Source organism: Leucobacter chinensis, assembly GCF_019049105.1.
Lineage (GTDB): Bacteria > Actinomycetota > Actinomycetes > Actinomycetales > Microbacteriaceae > Leucobacter_A > Leucobacter_A chinensis.
The window spans coordinates 12,702-36,582 of sequence record NZ_JAHQZR010000001.1; the positions used below are offsets into that span (position 1 = coordinate 12,702).

Consider the following 23,881-nt stretch of genomic DNA (forward strand, 5'->3'; position numbering starts at 1 on the left):
TCGTCAAGGAGGAGTACACTAGGACATCGTGACTAACAAAACCGTAGATGTCGTACTTATTGGTGGCGGAATCATGAGCGCCACGCTCGGAACCCTGCTCAAACAGGTGCAGCCAGACTGGTCGATCACGCTCTTCGAGCGCTTCGGCGGCCTCGCCACCGAGAGCTCAAACGCGTGGAACAACGCGGGTACCGGGCACTCAGCGCTCTGCGAGCTGAACTATATGCCCGAGGGCAAAGACGGTTCGCTCTCATCGGCCAAGGCAGTCACGATCAACGAGCAGTTTCAGCTCAGCCGCGAGTGGTGGGCATCGCTCGTTGAAGACGGTGTGCTCGGCGAGCCAACGTCGTTCATCAACGCAACGCCGCACATGACGTTTGTTCAGGGCGAAAAGAACGTTGACTACCTGCGTCGCCGCTACGAGACGCTCAAGCAAGAGCCACTCTTCAAAGAGATGGAATTCACCGACGATCCAGAGAAGATCGCCGAGTGGGCACCCCTCATCATCGATCGTCGTAAGAAGGGCGAAGCGGTAGCCGCTACCCGCTCGATTCACGGCACTGACGTCGATTTCGGTTCGGTCACACGACAGCTCACCAACAACCTCGAGTCGCAGGGCGTCGAGGTCAACATGAACACCCAGGTCAAGAAGGTCAAGCGTCAGAGTGACGGCACCTGGCGCGTGTTCTACCGCGACCACAACACCGACATCTCGAGCACCATCGACGCGAAGTTCGTCTTCGTCGGTGCCGGCGGCGGCGCACTGCAGCTGCTGCAGAGCTCAAAGATTCCCGAGATCAAGGGCTTCGGTGGCTTCCCGATCAGCGGCGAGTTCTTCCGCTGCGACAACCCCGAGGTCGTCTCGCAGCACCGCGCCAAGGTCTACGGCAAAGCCGCGGTTGGTGCGCCCCCAATGTCTGTTCCTCACCTCGACGCCCGCATCGTCGATGGCCAGGAATCACTGCTGTTTGGCCCCTACGCCGGCTTCACCCCGAAGTTCCTCAAGAAGAGCTCATGGTTTGACCTGCCAGGCTCAATTCGCATGCACAACATCTGGCCCATGATTCGCGTCGGCCTCAGCGAGCTCTCGCTCGTGAAGTACCTGCTCACCGAGCTCATGGCGAGCCGTAACAAGCGCCTCGAAGCACTGCGGGAGTACCTGCCAGCTGCGAAGTCAGAAGACTGGCGCCTCATCACGGCCGGCCAGCGCGTGCAGGTCATGAAGAAAGACAAGAAAAAGGGCGGCGTGCTGCAGTTCGGCACCGAGATCGTCACCGGTGGCGAGGGCACCATCGCAGGCCTGCTCGGCGCATCGCCCGGTGCATCGACCGCTGTGTATGCGATGCTCGACGTCATGAGCAAGTGCTTCCCTGAAAAGTTTGAATCAGAGTGGAAGGCAAAGATCGTCAAGCAGATTCCTTCATACGGCAAAGACATCAACGCGAATGCCGATGTCGCGATGCAATCGCTTGCTGCGACCGCCAAGACGCTCGGCCTCATGAACAACGAGGCCTAAGCGAAGTAATAACCTCTCGCTAATACGGCTGAGGCCCCCGACTCCACACGGAGCGGGGGCCTCAGCCGTATCTATGGTGACTCGCGGTTAGCCAGCGAGCGTCGCCAAGAAAGCGGCGGTGTCCTGCCAGCCGGTGACCTCGTGGCAGCGAACCCCGAGCTGCTTCACGGGGTAGTCGTTACCGTCAGGGTCGAGCCTGTCGCCAACGAACAGCATGTCGCTCAGTGCGATGCCGGTCTGCTCGGCAAGCTTCTGCATGCCGTAGGCCTTGTCGATGCCCTTGAGCGTGATGTCGACTGACGTCGATCCGCCGCTTCGAACTTCAAGGTGGGGAAGCTTCGCTGCGACGGCCTCTCGCAGCGCATTCTTCTTGGCGCCAGACGGATCCCACAGCTCTTTCGCCTCGACCGGAGCGCGCTGCCCGAGCGCCGAAAACGTGACCTGTGAGCCGCGATCTTCGATGATGTTGCCCCACACGAGCGCCTCCCAGAGCCCGAGACGCTTCGCCTCAGCCTCGAGCGTCTGCGCCGCGAGCGCGCGATCGGCAAACGGCAGGTTCTCTTCGTACTTCGCCCGCCACGCAGCTCCGTCGTGCAGGTAGTAGCGCGTGCCGCAGGTGGGCAAGAGATGCAGTTCGCCGAGCAGGTCGAGCGCGTCTGCTTTCGCAAGGTGCTCCCGCAGCGGATCAATGAGCTGCGTCGAGAACTGCTCAAAGTTCCCTCCCGAAATCACCGCGATAGGGGTGAGCTTGAGCAGCCGCGTGAGTTCTTGCACGATCACCTCGGGCGCCCGTGACTTCGAGGGGGCGAGCGTGTCGTCAAGGTCAAACGCCAACAGGCGAAAATCAAGGTTCGTCATGCGTCCCATTCTCCCACAGCGACCCCTGGTAGCCCCGTCGAGCCGAGCCATCGGGCGCGCACACCGCACCCTGATTTTTGTCTCGGGCGATGCAGGAGTAGTATGGTTCGTGGCTCATCGAGCCATCGGGATGTGGCGCAGTTTGGTAGCGCACGTCGTTCGGGACGACGGGGTCGCAGGTTCAAATCCTGTCATCCCGACCAATAGCCCCTCAACTTCCGCTGAAACACTGGGAAGAAGAGGGGCTTTTTTGTTTCTCCTGTGGCTAAAAGCAGTTTGGTTAGGATTCGACCCACTCCTTATTGCATATAGCCCGGAGCCGCCACCACTCCTGGCAAACTTTCCCCTACCCGGGGGCAGTGCACTGTTCGAGGAGGCGCTGCCATGATGCTAGAGCTGCGGCTGGGTAAGCGATGATCGTCGCAAGAGACGCCTCTTTTGTGGGAGGGGTAGCGTCGATATGGAAAGTAGTTGCCAAAAAGGTAACTACTTGTTAGTGTTTTGTCATGCCCAAACACATCACCCAGGACACAGCCGAGGAATCGCTTCGGGCCGTGGCAGCTGTCCCACGCCCCTCTAAGGCGGTCTCTACCGTATCGCTCGCTCTTGCGGCGCTCGCCTGGACGCCTTTGTTTCTCTCCCTGGCCTGGGCCGCATACCGCGAGGCTCCCCGCATAGGATGGGGAATTGTCGGACTAGGCTGCACAGCAGTCCTTGTCTGCGTGTCCTTGGCCTTGGTGGCGCGTCAACGACGCGTCGCTCGAGGATGGCGCATGGCCCCCTTGCTAGGGCTTGGGTTCTCTGGAGTGGCCACGAGTGCCGCTACTATTCTTACGATGCAATTGCGCCCAGACGGTTGGATTATTAGCTTACTTGCTGTAGCTTGCTTTGTGATCGGTTTCGTAAGCGGCCGATGGCTGGCTGAGGCTCCCGACGACTTGGGGCTGGCGGGGCAATGAGCCACCCACGCCTGCGCCTCGATGGGCTACTGAACCATCCACTCCGACTGAGCATTATGGCCGCGGTTGCCAACACTGACCGCATTGAATTCATGGCATTAGCTGAGGACCTTGATGTGACTGCCCCCACACTCTCGAAGGCCAATGCCGTCCTCGAAGGGGCCGGATACCTGCGCATACACAAGGGTTACATCGGTAAGCGTCCCCGGACCTGGCTGTCCTTGACTCACGATGGTCGGCAGTCCTACGAGGTTCACCTGCAAGCCCTCCGGGAGATCGCCAACGCTCTTTGACTCGGCCCCAGCAATATTCTCCGATGGTTCGTGAGGTTCCTGCGTCTCAGCCCACACGCCGCGCCTACTCGCCCCTCACCGGAAGACCTGACAGGGAGGGAGCGCAGGACTCACTTTTGCAATTTCGGTCGGGGAATGCGTTCGAATTCGCACGCCACAGAAATCGCCACAGCTGAGTGTAATGCTCAAGAAACGTTCGCATGCAGAGAATGAACTGGCCCCAAATGCTGGAGTCGTTCAATCATAAGCGGGTTCTCCAGCTGGCTTTGCTGTTGACAACCGCAGTATTGCGGTTGAGGTGTCGAACTCGCCTGAAGGAATAAGGAGCAGCAGCGAGGCATTCTCAGACGCGGGCTGCTCAATGAGCGACCATCATGGTCAAAAAGTAAATAATTGACCCGAAAATTAAGAAATATCGGTTCCAGGGCTTTTCTTTTTTGCTCCAGCGGTGCAGAATCAGCACTAGGGATTGGAAAATACGGTCAATGTGTGATCGCTGAAGCTCTTACCTCTGGGCGTTGTCGTCCGAGCACATGAGCTCTTCACGGCGACCGTCAAAATAGGGGGAAGCCGTGAAGACGGTGCAACACAGGTCACAGACGCTCAAAGGGCGAATAGCCCGCATCGTCGGTATGCTGCTCGCTACAGCTCTGCTTGTACTCGGGGTAGGGATTCCAGCGACCTCAGCAGCGAACGGTGTATCTGTGGTCTTCCTCGAGCCCACGGCCTCGGTGCGCTCTGGCGAAACGATCCTGTTCACGGCGAACTGGGAGTGCGGTGATCACAGTGTCGCGGTTTGTGAAAATGGAAGAATTGAAGTTCCTGTTCCCCAGGGGATGCCGGGCAACATCGAACTCGAAGTCGTAGAGATTAGCGGCGCGATCGGAAGTACTTACCCTGGACGCGTTGAAGGCACCGGCTCAAATCGAGTCATCGTCTGGGACCTTCCGGCTAACTTAACAACTGGCGGCACTCAGACGGTATGGTTTCAGCTCAAGACTGCAAACTACAGCACACCCGACGGCACGACCGTGACTCCCGAAATCTCGATCAGCACGTCGAATCTTGGTAGCGATCAAGCGGTGGGACAGCCCGTCTTGGTTCGTTCTGACGTCGAGCTGAAAATTACGAAGCAGAGAACCGACGGGACCACGACAGCTGAAGGTGACCTTGAAGACCCTTATGTCGATGGCGAAGTGACCTATCTGATTGAAGCCGGATACGCACGGCAGTGGAACGAAGCAGGACAGTTCGGCCACTACTCAAACATGTGCGCAGAGAACGGCATCTGGGCAATGCAGAATCTCGTTATTGTTGACACACTGCCAACGGGGGTCGAGTTTGTTTCGGCAAACTTGGGGGGCCAATATAACGAATCAGAGAATACGGTGACCTGGAACCTTGGCGATTCCGTGCAAACTCAGAACGGGAAGTTGGTCTGTGATTCCCGAACATTCGGCAAGAGCCTACTCGTCACGGTTCGTTTTCCGGCTGACCGCTTCACCGAAGCGGCTAACAACCATGTGAAGCAAGAGAACACGGTTACCGCCCATGCCAACGCGTGGGGCGATGAGAGCCACGAGCTCAACGACGCTGATATGACGGATCATTACCTACAGATTGGCGCCGACGGCGATTTCACGCTGCAAAAGGGCCGGTCATACGCCGCGTCTAACGGGGCGGGCTGGCAGTTTATGCGGGGAGAGCGCTCGTCACATGGTGACTGGGTTCGCGGCTACCTTAACTACTTCGCGATTAAGGGAACCGGTGCAGCTTCTGGCTCATGGTCTCTCGTTGACATGCTGCCGTGTAACTGGGTTTCGCCTGAAGATCCTGACGACACCGATTGTGCAACCCCTGCCTACACCGACATCGCATTTGGTGCAAACGGAAACATGTCGAAGCTGCAGGTGCACTGGACGACGAACACCTCGAGGACGGGTGTGTGTACGATTCCAGCGGGTTCGATCATTGGTGATAAAGACATTCGCAACTGCGAGGGCTTGGCCGACGGGGAGTCCATTGTGATGGACGACGGCGAATGGATCACGAAGTTTTGGCTCGACGATAACCCCGTCAAAGCAGGCTCAGACGGCAAACTCTTTCTTTTCGGCCGAGTGAATGACACTATTCCGCTCGATAACTCTCAGGCTGTTGCCGATGGAGCGTATCAACCGCACTTCTTGACAACGGGTGACCCCGCCGGCGGCCCGACGAAGGAGGGCACTCCAGTGCGAGGGGTGACACCGGCTTCTGAGCACCCGCTTTGGGTGACCATCGAAAACTGTACATACGATAATACGGTTACCTGGAATGGTGAATCGATGTCGCGTAATGATACGCTCGTCGACTCTAACCATGAAGGTCGATGCGGTTACACTCGCGTCGCTCGTGATCTGATTGATATTTATGCCCAAAAACGCATGTATAACCCCGACCGCGTGGGTGAAGACGGGAAGGATAACTCGCCGTCTCTCGTGCCGAGTGAACGAGTTCGTGTCGAGGTGGTTACGAAACGTAATGACTCGGTAGGCCTCGGGAATTTCGACACATGGTTTTTCACCCCAACAGTCACCGAAATTTTGCCGGAGAACCTCGTTTTTGACCCCAAAGACCCAGGCAATCCTGTCTATCTCGCACCTTCAGAGGATGGAGACGGGACCACTCTTGAAGACATTGCACGCCTCGGTGAACCGCGATTGACGCTGAGCGAAGTTGAAATTAACGGTGTTGTCCGCACTAAGATCGTCATCGATTTTCCCGATGCCCCGGCCGACGGCGGTCTTGGGCTTGAGAAAGCGATCTCAATTGGCTTCGATGCAAGGGTAAAAGACAACGCGGCAAGCACAGGGGCAGATACAAAGCTTTCTACCAACTACATGCTTGTGCAGGCCGCTCAGGCCGAGCATGAATATCTCGTGTGCACCAGGCCGGGCGAGTACGCTAACCCTGATGTATTTGACCCCCAAACGGGCTCCTGGGCCGACTTTACCTTCGATAATGTCGTGCAAGGGCCTGAAGCCGACACCGGGTGTCGCACTCAACAGGAGTACATCATTGTCGAAGGGCCAGGCCTGACCGCGAGTAAGCAGGTGAAGGGAACGTTCGACACAGACTATGTTCCCTCACCAGGCATCGGGTCGACCGATCGTGTTGGCGAGGCCCAGTACCGTATTCCGATCACAAACACGGGCAATGTCGATATGCGTGGCGTCGTGCTCTACGACCTTCTTCCTAGGGTCGGTGACAACGGTGTGAAACCGGACGCTGGGCCCCGAGATTCAGCCTTCGATGTCTTCATGACGGGCCCGGTGACGGGCCTTCCCGGGGACACGGTGGTGCAGTACTCGACGCAGGATGAGCCGTGCCGTGGCGAATTAGCAGGGCAGGGTGGTGGATCGCGCTCAAGCGCGCCAACCAGCTGCTCTGATGACTGGTTCACCGGGGCACCCGCTGATTGGGTCGATGTCACCGCGATCCGCCTCGATTTTGGTGATCGGATTTGGAAGCCCGCAGATACCTTCACCGGGGTATTTCCTGCGGTGGCCGGAGGGAACGGTGATCTGACGGGGGTCGCGTGGAATAACGTCGCGATTGCGGGGCTACGGGCCTCGAACGGAACAGCGATGCTGCCCTCAGAAGCGTCGAAGGTGGGGCTGCAGCTGAACCCTGATCTGTCGTGGAAGAAGGTTGACGGGCTCGACCCGACCAGGCTGCTTGCAGGAAGCGAATGGACGCTGAGCCCCGTGGTCGAAGAGGGCGAAGCCATGCCTGCCGGCGACTGGCCCAAGGCCATCACCGACTGCACCGATGAGGCCAGCTGCGGTGAAGACCGTGACCCAGAAGCGGGCAAGTTTTCGTTGAAGGGTATTCCGTGGGGCACGTACGAACTCACTGAAACGAAGGCGCCAGACGGCTACGTGGTGGCAGCAGAGCCAGTTCGTTTCACTGTCGGCTCTGAGCAGCTCAATGTCGATGAGTGGACGTATGAGATCGGCAACGTCGCAAACTACGAGGCTGGGGCAGGACTCACTTGGCAAAAGGTCGATCCGAAGGGTGAGCGCTTGAAAGGCGCCGAGTGGCAGCTCGTGCCGCTCGATGAGAACGAAGAGCCCATCGCGGGAGCAGAGCCCATTGATGTGACCGACTGCGTCGCTGACAGTGAGGCAGACTGCGAGGGCATCGACCAGAGCCCAGAGGGCGGAGTGTTCACGCTCGCGAGTGTTGCCCCGGGAAACTATCACCTCATTGAGACGAAGGCCCCTGCAGGCTTCCAAAAACTCACGGCTCCAATTCTTGTGACGATCGCTGGCGATACCGCTGTTGATCTCGGCGAGATTGAAAACCGCCAGGTCGAGGTGCCGGTTCTTCCGCTCACGGGCGGCCTTGGAACCCTTATCTTCGTCATCGTCGGCGGGCTCTTGCTCGCGTTCACGCTGTTCTTTGCCGTGCGCACGATCCGTGCACGCAGGCTCACGTAATGTTCTTTCTCACGCAATAACACGACCCGGGCTACTGCTTGGTGAGGGTAGTCCTGAACACACCTCTACCGATTTTCCAGAAAGGAATCGATATGAACACTCACACGAAACCCCGAGCGGTGCGGCGGGGCATAGCCGCGACAGCGGTGATGGCCGTCGGCGCGCTTGGTCTTTTTGTCGGCGCGAGTACCGCTCACGCAGAAGAGATCGACACCACGCGCACCGGTTCGATCACCATTAACAAGTTCGAGGCCCCGGGCGAAGGCCAAATGAACCCAGACGGTAATGGTACGAGGCCTGACTCGAAGCCGATCGATGATGTTGTCTTTGAGTACTGCAAGATTGACGGCATTGACCTGCTGAGCGGCGCAAATATTGGCTGGGACACGCTGCGCGGGCTCACCGCCGATGACCTCGTCGGGGCTCGCACCGGTACCGCGCTTGGAAACCTCACCCTCACCGGCTGCACGGTCATGGACCCGACCGTGAACGGTGTGACCGAGACCGGATCGATTGCTCTCGGCGCGTACCTCATTCGAGAGAAGACGGTTCCGGCGCACGTGACAAAGAAGTCCGAGCCGTTCGTCGTCACCGTTCCTACCCCCGGCGTGAACGTCGGTGAAGGCGACGGAACCTGGGTCTACAACGTCAACGTGTACCCGAAGAACGACGTGGGCGATACGCCCGTCAAGACCATCCAGAACCAGCCGACCAACGGCTACGTCCTGGGCTCGAAGATCAACTACACGATCTCGCAGAAGGCACCCGCCGTGACCGGCGACACCTACACGAAGTTCATCGTCACTGACACACTTGACCAGCGCCTCACCGGCTCAGAGCTGCCCCTTGTGACGCTCAACGGTGCACCGCTGTCCCTTGGCGGCGATTACACGGCTGGGTGGACAAAGAGTGGAACTCCCGAACGCTCGACGCTCACCGTTGAGCTGAGTGCCACGACCCTAGCCGACCTGAATGTGGGCGACGTTCTGAAGGTCGAATTCATGGCAACGATCACCACGCTCGGCGATGGCACCATGCCGAACAAGGCGATCGTCAACGTGAACGACCTCGACCTTGATGGCGACAACAACCCCGGTACCCCGACCAACGAGGTATGGACCCGCTGGGGTGGGGTCTCGATGAAGAAGGTTGATGTCGAGACCACCGGTAAAGGCCTGCAGGGCGCTCAGTTTACGCTCTACATCAGCGAGAAGGCCTCTGGCTGCAAGCTCGATGAGGGGCTCGAACAGGTCAAGAACGCCGATGGCAGTGAATTCATCGTCGAGTCGGGAAGCGACGGCAGCATTCTGATTGATGGGCTGTGGATCGGCGACGACGAGCTGAACGGAGGGCAGATGACCAACGGCCTGAGCGCTCGATGCTACGTGCTGGTCGAGACCCGGGCGCCAAACGGCTTCGTGTTGCCCACCGGAGATGCGGCGAAGACCGAGGTCATCGTGAACCCGGGCGAGGTCACCGAGATCTCAAAGGAGATCACGAACAAGCAGCAGCGCGTACCTGAGCTGCCACTCACTGGTTCGGCCGGTCAGGTGCTCATGGTTGTTGCCGGACTTGCGCTCGTCGCGGTTGCAGCGGGAACCGTCGTGTTTAACCGACGCAAGCGCGCATAGCGACGGCGTTGTAGCGCAAGAGGGGTGGGGGGGGGGGGCGGGGGGGGGGGGGGCCCCCCCCGGCCCCCCCCCACCCCTCTCTTCGTTGGTTCGACTAGCCCACGTACTCAAGGTCGCGCTCAGCGACCTGCTGCGTGCTGATCACGGCGTTTGCTGCTGCGATGAGCGCCTCGAGCGATGCGGCGAGCACCGATGAAGCGATGCCAGCCGCCCACGCGGTTTCGGCGCCGACCCGGTACTCGATGAGTGTGAGCGCCTCGCTGTCGTTGCCCGCAGTGAGGCTCGTCTGGTGCAACTCGAGAATCTCGATGTCGACCCCTTCCGCAGCGAGTGCCGCAGTGAGTGCTTCGACTGGGCCGGTTCCAACATGGTGTGATGAGCTGGCATGCCCCTCGGGCGTCATGATCTCGACCGAAGTGCTCAGCTCGGTTCCAACGCCAGAGGTAGCGTAATTCGTGAGTGAGAACGGCTGCTCGATCCGCACTGGAGCACAGTAGCTCTCGCGAAATACGCGCCAGATCTCGTGAGCGGTGATCTCGGCCCCCGAGGTATCGGTGTGATGCTGAACCCGGCGCGCAAAATCGATTTGGGCTCGGCGCGGCAGCTCGACTCCGTACTCGGTCGCGAGCAGGTAGGCGATGCCGCCTTTGCCCGATTGCGAATTGACCCGGATGACGGCGTCGTAGTTTCGGCCAAGATCGGCAGGATCGATGGGAAGGTAGGGCACGTGCCACGCGGCCTCGTTTTCGGGCACTCCTAGCGCTTCGGCTCGCTCACGATGCTCGGCAAAGCCTTTGTTGATCGCGTCTTGGTGTGTGCCGCTGAACGCCGTGTGCACGAGGTCGCCCACATAGGGGTGGCGCTCGGGAACCGTGATGCGGTTGCAGTACTCGACCGTGCGGCGAATCTCGTCGATGTCAGAGAAATCGATCATGGGATCGATGCCCTGGGCGTGCAGGTTGAGCGCGAGCGTTGCGATGTCAACGTTGCCCGTGCGCTCGCCGTTGCCGAAGATGCAGCCCTCGACGCGGTCGGCCCCGGCGAGCACGGCGAGTTCTGCGCAGGCGATGCCGGTGCCTCGGTCATTGTGGGGGTGCACCGAGAGGATCACGCTGTCGCGCCTGGCGAGTCGCTTGTGCATGTACTCGATCTGATCGGCGTAGACGTTCGGGGTCGCCACCTCAACGGTCGCGGGCAGGTTCAAGATGACGGGCCGTTCGGGGCTCGCCTGCCAGAGCTCGGTGACGCTGTCACAAATATCGATGACGTAGTCGGGTTCGGTGAGATTGAAGACCTCGGGCGAGAACTGGAAGCGCACGTTGGGCAGGTGCCCTGCGAGCTCGAGAATGTCGGTTGCGCCGCGCAAGATGAGCTCTTTGAGCTCTGCGGGTTTCTTGCGCAAGACCATCTCGCGCCAGGTCGGGGCCGTGGCCGTGTACATGTGGATGACGACGGGATTCTGAATATCCCTGATCGACTCGACGGTGCGTTCGATGAGATCACGGCGCGCCGGCGTGAAGACCACGAGGGTCACCTCTTCTGGAGCGAGGGTTCCCTCGGCGAGGAGCCGTACGAAGTCATAGTCGGTTTGCGAGGCCGAGGGGTAGCCGACCTCGATCTCGGTGTAGCCCATCGCGACCATGAGTTCGAAGAAGCGCTTCTTGCGTGCGGGGTCCATCGGCTCAGCGAGCGCTTGGTTGCCGTCTCGCAGATCGACAGGAACCCAGAGCGGTGCTTTCGTGAGGCGCTTCGAGGGCCACTCCCGCTCGGCGTCGGTGAGGCCGACAGTAACGCGCTCGTACACGTCGCGGTAGCGGTGCGATGGCATTTGTGAGTGCCGTTGCCGGTTCCAGAAGGGTGCATTTTCGGGCCTTGGCCCTGAGGGAGTATTGAATCTTGCGAATGCCGTATGGCTCATGCTCGGTGCTTTCTGTGCGTGTATGGTGACCGACGCATGCTTCGACTCCACGACGGGGAGCCGGTCGGTTAGGCCCCGTCGTGGCGACGAAGAAGAAGCACTGCAGAAAGCATGCGATTACCTTAGCAACTCCTCAGACAAGTTGCAAGAAGTGTTATGCGTTTTCTGCCAGAAAAGCCCGAACTGCCTGCTCATTCTCGTATGAGGTTTGGGCCCCGAGGCGCTGCACCGAGAGCGCCGACATCGCCTGCGCGAAACGAACCGCCTCGCTGAGGTCAGCTCCGCGTGAGAGCTCAGCTGCGACGGCGCCGACGAAAGCGTCGCCCGCACCTGTCGTGTCGGTCGCTCGCACCGAGAAGGCGGGCATGGCCTCGCAGCCCGCCCCCGTTGCAATGAGGGCGCCCTCTGCGCCGAGCGTGACGATGACTGAGCGAGCGCCAGCCGCGAGGAGGCGCGTCGCGAGCGCTGGGTAGTCACTCGCGTCGGGGTCATCGCCCGTGGCGCCGAGCACCTCGAGCGCTTCGTGCTCGTTGACAATGAGCGGATCGCAGTGCTCGAGTACGTCGCGCCCGAGGCTGGTTGCGGGGGCGGCGTTGACGATGACGCGGGTGCCGTGCTCGGCGGCATCAGCGATCACGAAGCGAACGGTCTCGAGCGGAATCTCGAGGCTCAGCACGACGGCTGCTGCCTCGCGCCAGGTGGCACACTCGCGTTCTGCGAGTGCTCGGGTAAGGTCGTGGTTTGCTCCGGGAGAGACGACGATTGAGTTCTCGCCGTCTGGGGTGAGGAAGATGATGGCCGTGCCCGTGGGGCTTTGCGTCGCGTGCAATGAACGAGTGCTGACGCCGGCTCGCGTGAGCGAGGCTCGTAGAATCTCGCCGTTCCCATCGTTACCAACGCAACCGACGAAGCTCGTCACCGCGCCGGCAAGCCCGGCTGCGACGGCCTGATTCGCGCCTTTGCCGCCGGGGATGATGCTGAGCTCGCCGCCCATGAGGGTTTCACCGCCCGAGGGCCGCCGATCAACCGCTACGACAAGGTCGGCGTTGGCGCTGCCAACGACCGTGACTCGCTGTGTCATGATGCCGCGCCCCTGAGGCGGGTATCGAGGGCAGTGAGCCTGGTATCGAGCAGTGACCTGAATCGCTCGAGGTCGATCGAGAGGGCAACATCGATGTTGGGGGTCATGCCCGAGCCGCCCTCGTGGTCGACCACGGTTTGCCCGGCAGTCAGTCTGCCTGTGTTGTCAATATCGACGTGGAGCAGCTTCGTCTCAATGAGCGTGGGGTCGATGACCGAGGCGACCGCAACCGAGTCGTGCTGAGCAGTGCCGTTGTCTTCAACCTTGCTGCGATAGGTCGAGAGGAGGTGACGTGTAATGTCGGCGACCTTGCCGTCAGACCCTGCGAGACCGGGCAGGTGCGAGGGGCCAACGAGGGCTGTGTTCGTGACGTTCAGACCGACCATCGTGATGGGCAGACCAGAGTCGAAGACGCGTGCGGCGGCGTCGGGGTCGTAGTAGATGTTGAACTCGGCGGCCGGGGTGACGTTGCCCATGTGTTCGAGGGTTCCGCCCCCCATGAGTACGATGCGTTCAAGTTTGCGAGCGGTCTCGGGGTAGAAGGTGATGAGCCCCGCGACGTTGGTCAGCGGGCCGATCGCGATGAGCGTGACGGGCTCCTCACTCTCTTCGATGAGTCTTGCCATGAGCTCGAGCCCTGGCTCTGCGACACGATCTGACTGGGGTAGCGCGTAGCCACCAAGCCCGTTGGCCCCGTGCACGTGGTCGGCTGGCTTGGTGTCCCGCCGCCAGAGCGGCCCGTCTGCACCTTTGCCGAGTGGGATGTTGAGCTGGAGCAGATCAGCGAGTGCCGCGGCATTCCCGCTGGTGTGTTTAAGGCCAACGTTGCCTGCAACCGAGATGATGCCGAGCAGGTCTACCTCGGGGCTTGCCGCTGCCAGGAAAATAGCGACTGCGTCGTCGATGCCAGGGTCGGTGTCGATGATGATTGGTCGTGCCACGGTAAGCGCTCCTTGGGTTCTCTCGCGTGCTCGTAAAAAACCAGTGTATTGCACGCGCTGACGAGCGAAGCTCAGTGCGTTTTACGTGCAGAATGCGGCACAAAGGTCCATTCGATGACGAACCGCTTATCGAAGCGCTTCGAGCAGAGCGAGCATGAGAGGAGCCTTGTCGGCCGTCGGTAACGATAGTGGTCGTGACCGCCTGGGCAAGCGCCAACCCACGCCGCCTTCTCGCGGGCGAAGGGAGTTTCGAGGGTTCGTGCGCCCGAGTAACCAAGCGCTCGTGCGGTCGAGGCCCACTCTGGCCCGTGCCCCGCGTCAGCCCCCGCGAGAGCGTGCGCGATCTCGTGCAACATGACCTGGGTGAACTCCTCTTCTGTTGCTTGCTCGGTGAAGTACCGTGACACCGTGATTGAGCGCTTCGTGTAGTGGCACGCTCCTGCTCGACGCTTTGCCGTGTCGAAGGCGAATGACCAGTCATCGCCCAGGTGGTCGGCAATGAGTCCTCGCGCAATACCGGCTGCGCGCTGGCGGTCGACAGTCAACGGCCCGAACCGAACAGCGCGTCGGGTGGCGGCGGTGAGGCCTCGGCTGTCGTATCGGTTACCGCTTGAGCGCCCGCGATATAGCGCCGCATATCTTCGCCCTCGAGCAGCTTCGCTGGGTGCGGGCCTGCCGCCATGAGGCGGTGCAGTGGGAAAGCGTTGGTGAGCCCGGCGACGAGTACCACGTTGCCGAAGCGACGGCCTTTCAATACCTGCGGCTCGGCGAGGGCGATAACGTTCTTCCAAACGCTCTCGAGCGTTGCCGCCTGAGAACGGGCGAATCGCTGTGACTGGCCGTCGGCTGCGTTGACGAGCACCACACCCTGGGGTGCGAGGAAAGGCTCGAGTTCTCGATAAAATTCGGTGCTCGTCAGATGAGCGGGAGTTTGAGCGCCGCTAAAGACGTCAACGACTACGACATCGACGGCACCGAGGAGCCCCTTTGGCAACGACGAGAGTTTTTCTCGTGCGTCGCCTCGCCTCACCCTGAGGCTTGCTCTGCGTGGGAGCGGGAGGTGCTCGCGCACGAAATCGATAAGGTCGCCGTTCAGCTCAATAACCTGCTGCTGCGAGCCGGGCCGGGTCGCCTCGATATACCGGGGGAGGGTGAAGGCGCCGCCTCCCAGGTGCAGAGCGGTGATGGGAGCCCCTGGCTCGCGTACCGCGTCAATGACGTGGCCCATGCGACGCACGTATTCAAAGAAGAGGTCGCTCGGGGCCTCAGGGTTCACGTGCGACTGCGGGGTGCCGTCAAGGAGTAACTGCATGGCGCCAGCAACGTACGGATCTGGCTCGATTCGGGCGAGACTGCCGTCGCCGAGGCGACGTTCAACAGCGGTCATGGGAGCGAGGTGCTACGAGAGCGCCTCGGCCCCATCTGGCTGCGTGCCGAGCCCGAGTTCGCTGACCTTCGCCGTGATGTCGGCGTTTGAAGGCTCGACCTGAAACGACTGGTCGGGGTACACGATGACGGGAATGTTAGTGCGACCCGAGATGTCTTTTGCGACCTCGACCGCGGCCTCGTCTTGTACGAGATCGATGTAGGTATAAGGCACCCCAAGGCGGTCGAACATGAGCTTTGCCCTTCGGCAGTCGCCGCACCAGTCAGCGCCGAACATGGTGATGGTTGATTCTGCAGTCATACGAATATCTTAGGCAATCTGCCGGGGCTGTTCGCCGGGCGCTAACACTGCCTCTTCAGGAACACGTAGGAGGGCGCGCGCCACGACGAGCGCGAGAGCGATGCCAAACAGCGCTCCGCAGAGCGTGTCTGAGAGCCAGTGCACGTTCAGCGCGGTTCTGCTCCACATCATGAGGGGGATCGCGGCAATCGTCACCACGAGTGGCACCGTAAAGGTTCGTTTTTTGCGGCTGTGAACGACGAAGATGCAGGTGATGCTCGTGAAGAGGGCCGCGACCGCCAGAGAGTGCCCCGAGGGGAAGGAAGTGCCGCCCTGCTCTACGAGCATGTTCACGGGGCGGGGGCGTTCAACGGTGAACTTCAGCGTGACGACGATCACGAGCACGCCGATCATGGTGGTGGCGATAGTGGCTGCTTCGCGCCATCGGCGTAAGACGATAAGGAATATCGTGAGCACAGCAGCGATGATTGCCATGCTCTTCGTGCTCCCAAAGACATGCAGAACGTTTGCGATACTAAACGTTGCCGAGTGAGGCTTTGCCGTAATTCGCTCGTGCCACCACTCGTCGAAGGGCAAAGGAGCAGTCGAGCCGAAAGCAAACCAAAAGGCAGCTGCGACGGGAACGACGAGCAGCGCGCCGATGATCCACGGCTTGATGCTTAAGCTTCGCATCTGGCGGTTTGGTGTCTCGTGGTCGGGCGGAGCGCTATAATTCATGTGAGCCACCCTACCCGGAAGCGCAACGAACACTCAGGAAACCCGCTAGACAAGCGGTGCAAACTGGCGTACATTAGGTAGTTGCACTTCCTGTTTTGCTATGCCTTCATATTGCGGTCGGTCAGCACCTCGTTTTCAGGTGCGTTTTGCATCCAGTGAAGTCACTCATCGCAATATCCGGACAATTTAGCCCGACGGGGCTCACGGAGGTTATTCTTTTGGCTGCTGCGCGCAACGCATCTTCCACAAACCGACCCAAGAACTCGCGTGAAAATTCACGCGTTTCGTTCGCTAAGGTTTCTGACACTATTGAGGTTCCTAACCTGCTGGCTCTCCAGCTTGAGAACTTCGACTGGCTTGTCGGCAACGACGCTTGGAAAGAGCGTCTTGCTGAGGCCCAAGCCGAGGGGCGCGACGATGTCGCAACGCTGAACGGGCTCGAAGAGATCTTTGAAGAGATCTCACCGATTGAAGATGCTGCTGGCACCATGCAGCTCTCATTCGAGAACCCCATTCTCGACGAGCAGAAGTACACGATCGACGAGTGCAAGGAGCGGGGCAAGACCTACTCGGCGCCACTCTACGTCGAGGCTGCCTTCTACAACACCGAGACGCAGGTTCTGAAGAGCCAGACGGTCTACATGGGCGATTTCCCCATCATGACCGACAAGGGCACCTTCATCATCAACGGCACCGAGCGCGTTATTGTTTCGCAGCTCGTGCGTAGCCCCGGTGTGTACTTCGAGCGCACCCCGGAGAAGAACAGCGATAAAGACCTCTTTACCGCGCGCGTCATCCCGAGCCGTGGTGCATGGCTCGAGTTTGAGATTGACAAGCGCGACCAGGTCGGCGTGCGCATTGACCGCAAGCGCAAGCAGTCGGTAACGGTCTTCCTGAAGGCCCTCGGCATGACCGAAGACGAGATTCGCGAGGAGTTCGCGGGTTACGAGTCGATCGAGCTCACGCTTGCCAAGGACGGCAACATTGAGACGCAGGAAGATGCTCTGAAAGACATCTACCGCAAGCAGCGCCCAGGCGAGCAGGTTGCGATTGAGGCTGCCCGCGCGTTGCTCGACAACAGCTTCTTCAACGAGAAGCGTTACGACCTCGCAAAGGTCGGCCGCTACAAGATCAACCGTAAGCTCGGTCTTGAACTGCCTATCACTGAGTCGGTGCTCACGCTCGAAGACATCATCTCGACGATCAAGTACCTCGTAGGCCTGCACGCGGGCACCGAGTCACTTCCTGGTAGCCGTAACGGCGAGGTCGTTGACATTCGTCTCGACGTCGATGACATTGACCACTTCGGTAACCGTCGTATTCGCGCGGTTGGCGAGCTTATCCAGAACCAGATGCGCACCGGCCTCAGCCGTATGGAGCGCGTTGTTCGCGAGCGCATGACGACCCAGGACATTGAGGCGATCACGCCGAACACCCTGATCAATACGCGCCCTGTGCTCGCTGCGATCAAGGAGTTCTTCGGTACTTCGCAGCTTTCACAGTTCATGGACCAGAACAACCCGCTCGCGGGTCTGACGAACAAGCGCCGTCTCTCGGCTCTCGGCCCCGGCGGTCTCTCGCGTGACCGTGCGGGCGTTGAAGTTCGTGACGTTCACCCATCGCACTACGGCCGTATGTGCCCGATTGAGACCCCTGAGGGCCCGAACATTGGCCTTATCGGTGCGCTCGCGACGTTCGCGCGCATCAACTCATTTGGTTTCATCGAGACCCCATACCGTCGCATTGAAAACGGCAAGGTAACCGACCAGATTGATTACCTCACCGCACACGAAGAAGATGAGTTCCTCATCGCTCAGGCCGGTGCTGAACTCAGCGACGACGGTCACTTCGCCGAGGCACAGGTGCTTGCGCGCCCCCGTGGCTCTGAGGTGGTTCTCGTTGATTCAGACCAGGTCGACTACATGGACGTCTCACCGCGCCAGATGGTGTCGGTTGCGACCTCACTCATTCCCTTCCTTGAGCATGACGATGCGAACCGTGCCCTCATGGGTGCGAACATGCAGCGCCAGGCTGTTCCCCTCGTGCGCTCAGAGTCACCGATCGTTGGAACGGGCATGGAGAGCTACGCGGCGATCGATGCCGGTGACGTGATTGTCGCCGAGAAGCCTGGTGTTGTCACCGAAGTTTCGGCTGACGCCGTGACCGTGCTGAACGATGACGCTGGCTCACGTACGTACTACCTGCGCAAGTTCAACCGCTCGAACCAGGGAACGAACTACAACCACCGTGTGATCGTCAAGCTTGGCGAGCGCGTGGAGAAGGGCCAGGCTCTCGCCGACGGCCCAGCAACCGAGAACGGCGAGCTCGCACTCGGTAAGAACCTGCTCGTGGCATTCATGCCATGGGAAGGTCACAACTTCGAGGATGCGATCATTCTCAGCCAAAACCTCGTGAAAGACGACACGCTCTCATCGATTCACATCGAAGAGTACGACGTTGACGCTCGTGACACGAAGCTCGGTAAAGAAGAGATCACTCGCGACCTGCCGAACGCATCGATGGAGGCCCTTAAAGACCTCGACGAGCGTGGCATCATTCGCATCGGTGCTGAGGTTCAGCCTGGCGACATTCTCGTTGGTAAGGTCACGCCGAAGGGCGAGACCGAGCTCTCGGCTGAAGAGCGCCTCCTGCGCGCTATCTTCAACGAGAAGAGCCGCGAGGTTCGTGACACGTCACTCAAGGTGCCTCACGGCGTCTCGGGTACGGTCATCTCGGTTAAGGTGTTTGACGCTGAGAACGACGACGATGAGCTCGGCTCGGGCGTCAACCAGCGCGTCGTGGTCTACATCGCTCAGAAGCGTAAGATCACCGAGGGCGACAAGCTCGCTGGCCGCCACGGTAACAAGGGCGTCATCTCGAAGATTCTTCCCGTTGAAGACATGCCCTTCCTGCCAGACGGTACTCCGGTTGACGTCATCCTGAACCCCCTCGGTATCCCAGGCCGAATGAACTTCGGTCAGGTTCTCGAGACTCACCTTGGCTGGATCGCCAAGCAGGGCTGGAAGGTCGAAGGCACGCCCGAGTGGGCTGGCCGCCTCGCTGACAACGCACTCGATGTTGCGCCAAACACCAAGGTTGCGACCCCCGTGTTCGACGGTGCGACTGAGGCTGAGATCTCGGGTCTGCTCGACTCGACCCTGCCTACCCGCGATGGCGAGCGCATGGTCAACTCGAGCGGCAAGGCGCGACTCTTTGATGGTCGCTCAGGCGAGCCCTTCCCGTACCCGGTTGCTGTTGGCTACATGTACATCCTGAAGCTGCACCACTTGGTCGACGACAAGATTCACGCTCGTTCAACCGGTCCGTACTCGATGATTACGCAGCAGCCACTCGGTGGTAAAGCACAGTTCGGTGGCCAGCGCTTCGGTGAGATGGAGGTGTGGGCACTCGAGGCTTACGGTGCCGCATACGCGCTGCAGGAGCTGCTCACGGTCAAGTCTGATGACATTCTCGGTCGCGTGAAGGTCTACGAGGCCATCGTTCGCGGTGAGAACATTCCTGAGGCGGGCGTTCCCGAATCGTTCCGAGTGTTGATGAAAGAGATGCAGTCGCTCTGCTTGAACGTTGAGGTGCTTGGTGCCGACGGTAACGCCGTTAGCCTGCGCGACAACGACGATGAGGCACACCGTGCCGCAGAAGAGCTCGGCATCAGCCTTTCAACCCGTTTTGAAGCTTCGTCGGCTGACGAAATCTAAACGGTCGCACACTAGAGAATTTAGAATTTCAAGGAGATACATTGCTCGAAGGAACGAGTTTTAACGAGCTTCAGATTCGTCTCGCGACCGCTGAAGATATTCGTGGTTGGTCGTACGGCGAGGTTAAGAAGCCCGAAACGATTAACTACCGTACGCTCAAGCCAGAGAAGGATGGCCTGTTCGGCGAACAGATCTTTGGCCCCAGCCGCGACTGGGAGTGTGCATGTGGCAAGTACAAGCGCGTGCGTTACAAGGGCATCATCTGTGAGCGCTGTGGCGTTGAAGTAACCAAGTCGAGCGTTCGTCGTGAGCGCATGGGCCACATCGAGCTCGCCGCTCCCGTGACTCACATCTGGTACTTCAAGGGTGTTCCAAGCCGCCTCGGTTACCTGCTCGACATGGCGCCGAAAGACCTCGAGAAGGTCATCTACTTCGCCGCGTACATGGTCATCAACATTGATGAAGAAGGCCGCCACGAAGACATGGCAGGCCTCGAACAGGAGCTCAAGCAGGAGCTGAAGGCACTTGAGAGCGAGCGTGACATCACGATCGCCGAGCTTATGCAGCAGGCTGAGAAAGATCTCGCTGCTCTCGAGGCTGAGGGTGCAAAGGCCGACCAGAAGCGTCGTGCAGAGCAGTCAGCCAAAAAAGAGGCCACTGCGGTGCGCGCTCAGTTCGATAACGAGATCAACCTCATCAAGCAGGTGTGGGAAGACTTCCGCAACCTGAAGGTGGGCGACCTCAAGCCTGAAGACGCGGCATTCGTTGAGCTCATGGATCGCTACGGCGATTACTTTGACGCTCACATGGGTGCCGAGGCGATTAAGCGTCGCCTCGAGGGCTTCGACCTGCAGTCAGAGAGCGAAGACCTGCTGCTGCAGATCGCCGAGGGCAAGGGCCAGAAGAAGATCCGCGCGATTAAGCGTCTCAAGGTCGTGAACTCGTTCTTGCAGACCGGCGCGAACCCCGCTTCGATGGTGCTCGACGTTGTTCCCGTTATTCCGCCTGAGCTTCGCCCCATGGTGCAGCTTGACGGTGGCCGCTTCGCGACCTCTGACCTGAACGATCTCTACCGTCGTGTGATCAACCGCAACAACCGTCTGCGTCGTCTGCTCGATCTCGGTGCGCCTGAGATCATTGTGAACAACGAGAAGCGCATGCTGCAGGAAGCTGTCGACGCGCTGTTCGACAACGGCCGCCGCGGCCGCCCCGTTACGGGCACCGGCAACCGCGCTCTGAAGTCGCTCTCTGACATGCTCAAGGGCAAGCAGGGTCGTTTCCGTCAGAACCTGCTCGGTAAGCGTGTTGACTACTCGGGCCGTTCGGTGATCGTTGTAGGCCCGCAGCTGAAGCTGCACCAGTGTGGCCTGCCGAAGCAGATGGCGCTTGAGCTCTTCAAGCCCTTCGCCATCAAGCGTCTCATCGACCTCGGTCACGCACACAACATCAAGGCCGCAAAGCGCATGGTTGAGCGCGCTCGTTCAGAGGTTTGGGACGTGCTCGAAGAGATCATTCGTGAGCGCCCCGTGATGCTCAACCGTGCACCAACCCTGCACCGCCTCGGTATTCAGGCGTTTGAGCCGCAGCTCGTCGAGGGTAAAGCAATTCAGCTGCACCCCCTCGTGTGTGCCGCCTTTAACGCTGACTTCGACGGTGACCAGATGGCAGTCCACCTGCCGCTGTCGGTTGAGGCGCAGGCAGAGGCGCGCGTGCTCATGCTCGCTTCGAACAACATTCTGAAGCCTTCAGACGGTCGCCCCGTGACCCTGCCTTCGCAGGACATGATCATTGGCCTGCACCACCTCACCACGGTGAAGCCAGGCGCAGCCGGCGAGGGCCGTGCATTCTCGTCGATCGCCGAGGCTATCCTCGCGTTCGATCAGGGAACGCTCGACCTGGGTGCCATGGCCAAGATCCGCATCGAGGGCTACGCGGGCAAGGATCGCGAGATCCAGACGAAGCCAGTTCTCGTTGAGACGAGCCTCGGCCGCGCAATCTTCAACGAAGCATTGCCAGCCGACTACCCGTACTTCGAGAGCGTCGCCGATAAGGGCGCGCTGTCAACGCTCGTGAACGACCTTGCTGAGCGTTACCCGAAGGTTGAAGTTGCTGCAACGCTTGACCGCATTAAAGATGCGGGCTTCTACTGGGCAACTCGCTCGGGCGTAACCGTCGCGCTGTCTGACATCGTGACGCCGTCGAACAAGCAGGAAATCATCTCGTCATACGAGTCGAAGGCCGCTGACGTTCAGAAGAAGTTTGACAAGGGTATGATCACTGACGCCGAGCGTCGTGCCGACCTCGTCGACATCTGGACTAGAGCAACCGACGATGTTGCTGACGCTATGAAAGACGCGTTCCCCGTTGACAACACCATCTTCCGCATGGTGACCTCGGGTGCTCGTGGTAACTGGCTGCAGATTCGTAACATCGCCGGTATGCGTGGCCTTGTGAACAACCCGAAGGGTGAGATTATCCCTCGCCCCATCGTGTCGTCGTACCGTGAGGGTCTCTCGGTTGCCGAGTACTTCATCGCGACGCACGGTGCTCGTAAGGGTCTTGCCGATACCGCTCTGCGTACCGCTGACTCGGGTTACCTCACACGTCGTCTCGTCGACGTCTCACAGGACGTCATCATTCGCGAAGAAGACTGTGGCACGACCCGCGGTCTCGACCTCGTGATCGCAGCGACCAATGAGTCGGGTGAGCTCGTTCGTGATGAGAACGTCGAGAACTCGGTGTACGCACGTACCCTCGCGGCTGACGCCACGAACGGTTCAGGCGACGTTGTCGCAAACGCTGGTGAAGATGTTGGTGACGTGCTCATCGACAAGCTCGTCGCGGGCGGGGTGACCGAGATCAAGGTTCGCTCAGTACTCACCTGTGAGTCGGCGGTTGGGGTGTGCGCGGTCTGCTACGGTCGTTCGCTTGCAACCGGCCAGCGCGTTGACATCGGCGAGGCCGTTGGCATTATCGCGGCTCAGTCAATTGGTGAGCCGGGTACCCAGCTGACGATGCGTACCTTCCACACCGGTGGTTCGGCATCGGCAGACGATATTACCCAGGGTCTGCCACGTGTTCAGGAGCTCTTCGAGGCACGTACCCCGAAGGGTGCGTCACCGATTGCCGAGGCCGCAGGCCGCGTCACGATCGAAGACACCGACAAGAGCCGTCGCGTCATTCTCGTTCCCGATGACGGAACCGAAGAGCGCAACTACCCAGTGCTCAAGCGTGCAACCCTGCTCGTTGAAGATGGCGATCACGTTGAGATCGGTCAGCCCTTCATCGCCGGTACCCTTGACCCGAAGGACGTGCTGCAGGTTGGCTCGACCGAGGATGGCAAGCACATTCCAGGCGAACGTGCGGTGCAGAAGTACCTCGTTGAGGGCGTGCAGGGCGTTTACCGTTCACAGGGTGTGCCGATTCACGATAAGCACATCGAGGTCATCGTGCGCCAGATGCTGCGCAAGGTTACCGTCGTTGACCACGGCGAGACCGAGCTGCTCCCGGGCGCGCTTGTCGACCGCTCGCGTTACCAGACCCTCAACCGCGAGGCTGTTCTCGAGGGCAAGCGCCCCGCAACGGCTCGTCCCGAGGTTATGGGTATCACGAAGGCTTCACTCGCAACCGAGTCATGGCTCTCGGCCGCATCGTTCCAGGAGACCACTCGCGTGCTGACGCAGGCGGCGATGGAAGGATCGAAGGATCCGCTCATCGGTCTCAAGGAGAACGTCATCATCGGTAAGCTCATTCCGGCAGGTACCGGTCTCGATGCATACCGCAACGTGACGGTCGAGGCGACCGACGAGGCGAAGGAAGAGCGCTACCCAAGCCGCTTCTACGCCGAGGCCGGCCAGTTCGACGAGGGCGACCTCTCGTTCGTCGAGTTCGACACCTTCATCGGTGACGACTTTACCCAGACGGGCGACCTGAACTAGTTCGCAACGCATTCAGGGAGGGTGTTCCGCTAAGGCGGGGCACCCTCCCTTTTGCTTTTGGGGCGGGGGTTGCAGAGTATTCGCTTCAAATCAGACACGGTTCGGCGCGGCATCGAAAATCAAACCGGAGAACTTGCTACGGTTG

At 60.0% G+C, this 23,881-nt stretch carries 14 protein-coding genes and 1 tRNA gene; 7 read left to right on the forward strand and 8 right to left on the reverse strand.

The features are described from left to right. Positions 1-28 precede the first annotated feature (28 nt). Positions 29-1,516, forward strand: a complete 1,488-nt coding sequence (locus KTJ78_RS00070; RefSeq protein ID WP_217131582.1) for a malate:quinone oxidoreductase — start codon at positions 29-31, stop codon at positions 1,514-1,516. 87 nt (positions 1,517-1,603) lie between these two features. On the opposite strand, the gene KTJ78_RS00075 is transcribed toward KTJ78_RS00070, so the two are convergent. Further along, positions 1,604-2,374, reverse strand: coding sequence for an HAD-IIB family hydrolase (locus tag KTJ78_RS00075; protein ID WP_217131584.1), 771 nt, complete (start codon positions 2,372-2,374; stop codon positions 1,604-1,606). A 126-nt stretch (positions 2,375-2,500) separates the two neighbouring features. On the opposite strand from KTJ78_RS00075, the gene KTJ78_RS00080 reads away from it, so the two are divergent. The 4 genes from KTJ78_RS00080 (at position 2,501) to KTJ78_RS00095 (ending at position 9,738) form a co-directional block, all read left to right on the forward strand. Further along, positions 2,501-2,577 (forward strand) — tRNA-Pro (locus KTJ78_RS00080). 752 nt (positions 2,578-3,329) lie between these two features. Further along, complete coding sequence (locus KTJ78_RS00085) at positions 3,330-3,626, forward strand: transcriptional regulator (RefSeq protein ID WP_217131586.1); 297 nt, start codon at positions 3,330-3,332, stop codon at positions 3,624-3,626. Between the two features lie 572 nt (positions 3,627-4,198). After that, the gene (locus KTJ78_RS13830; RefSeq protein WP_217131588.1) at positions 4,199-8,107 is read left to right on the forward strand and encodes a SpaA isopeptide-forming pilin-related protein; all 3,909 of its coding nucleotides are present in this window, start codon (positions 4,199-4,201) and stop codon (positions 8,105-8,107) included. A gap of 92 nt (positions 8,108-8,199) precedes the next feature. Continuing rightward, positions 8,200-9,738: a SpaH/EbpB family LPXTG-anchored major pilin gene (locus tag KTJ78_RS00095; RefSeq protein WP_217131590.1), complete on the forward strand. Its 1,539-nt coding sequence runs from the start codon at positions 8,200-8,202 to the stop codon at positions 9,736-9,738. A 94-nt stretch (positions 9,739-9,832) separates the two neighbouring features. On the opposite strand, the gene KTJ78_RS00100 is transcribed toward KTJ78_RS00095, so the two are convergent. From KTJ78_RS00100 to KTJ78_RS00130, 7 genes are all read right to left on the reverse strand, one after another. Further along, positions 9,833-11,566: a 2-isopropylmalate synthase gene (locus KTJ78_RS00100; RefSeq protein WP_254259221.1), complete on the reverse strand. Its 1,734-nt coding sequence runs from the start codon at positions 11,564-11,566 to the stop codon at positions 9,833-9,835. Between the two features lie 244 nt (positions 11,567-11,810). Then, the gene (locus tag KTJ78_RS00105; protein WP_217131593.1) at positions 11,811-12,737 is read right to left on the reverse strand and encodes a ribokinase; all 927 of its coding nucleotides are present in this window, start codon (positions 12,735-12,737) and stop codon (positions 11,811-11,813) included. Beyond that, the gene (locus KTJ78_RS00110; protein WP_217131594.1) at positions 12,734-13,678 is read right to left on the reverse strand and encodes a nucleoside hydrolase; all 945 of its coding nucleotides are present in this window, start codon (positions 13,676-13,678) and stop codon (positions 12,734-12,736) included. The genes KTJ78_RS00105 and KTJ78_RS00110 overlap by 4 nt, the downstream gene beginning before the upstream one ends. 71 nt (positions 13,679-13,749) lie before the next feature. Further along, complete coding sequence (locus KTJ78_RS00115; RefSeq protein ID WP_217131595.1) at positions 13,750-14,223, reverse strand: SprT-like domain-containing protein; 474 nt, start codon at positions 14,221-14,223, stop codon at positions 13,750-13,752. Beyond that, positions 14,220-15,065 (reverse strand): spermidine synthase, encoded by an 846-nt coding sequence (locus KTJ78_RS00120; RefSeq protein ID WP_217131597.1) that lies wholly within the window; start codon positions 15,063-15,065, stop codon positions 14,220-14,222. The genes KTJ78_RS00115 and KTJ78_RS00120 overlap by 4 nt, the downstream gene beginning before the upstream one ends. Positions 15,066-15,077: 12 nt before the next feature. After that, positions 15,078-15,365: a glutaredoxin domain-containing protein gene (locus tag KTJ78_RS00125; RefSeq protein ID WP_217131598.1), complete on the reverse strand. Its 288-nt coding sequence runs from the start codon at positions 15,363-15,365 to the stop codon at positions 15,078-15,080. A gap of 9 nt (positions 15,366-15,374) precedes the next feature. Continuing rightward, positions 15,375-16,082 (reverse strand): phosphatase PAP2 family protein, encoded by a 708-nt coding sequence (locus KTJ78_RS00130; protein ID WP_217131599.1) that lies wholly within the window; start codon positions 16,080-16,082, stop codon positions 15,375-15,377. Positions 16,083-16,300: 218 nt separating this feature from the next. Between KTJ78_RS00130 and rpoB the strand changes: the two genes are divergently transcribed. Together rpoB and rpoC are read left to right on the forward strand one after the other, a co-directional pair. Further along, the gene (gene rpoB / locus KTJ78_RS00135) at positions 16,301-19,798 is read left to right on the forward strand and encodes a DNA-directed RNA polymerase subunit beta (RefSeq protein WP_217132122.1); all 3,498 of its coding nucleotides are present in this window, start codon (positions 16,301-16,303) and stop codon (positions 19,796-19,798) included. 41 nt (positions 19,799-19,839) lie between these two features. Further along, entirely contained in the window at positions 19,840-23,736 is a 3,897-nt protein-coding gene (gene rpoC / locus KTJ78_RS00140) for a DNA-directed RNA polymerase subunit beta' (protein ID WP_217131600.1), read from the forward strand. The last annotated feature ends 145 nt before the right edge of the window (positions 23,737-23,881 follow it).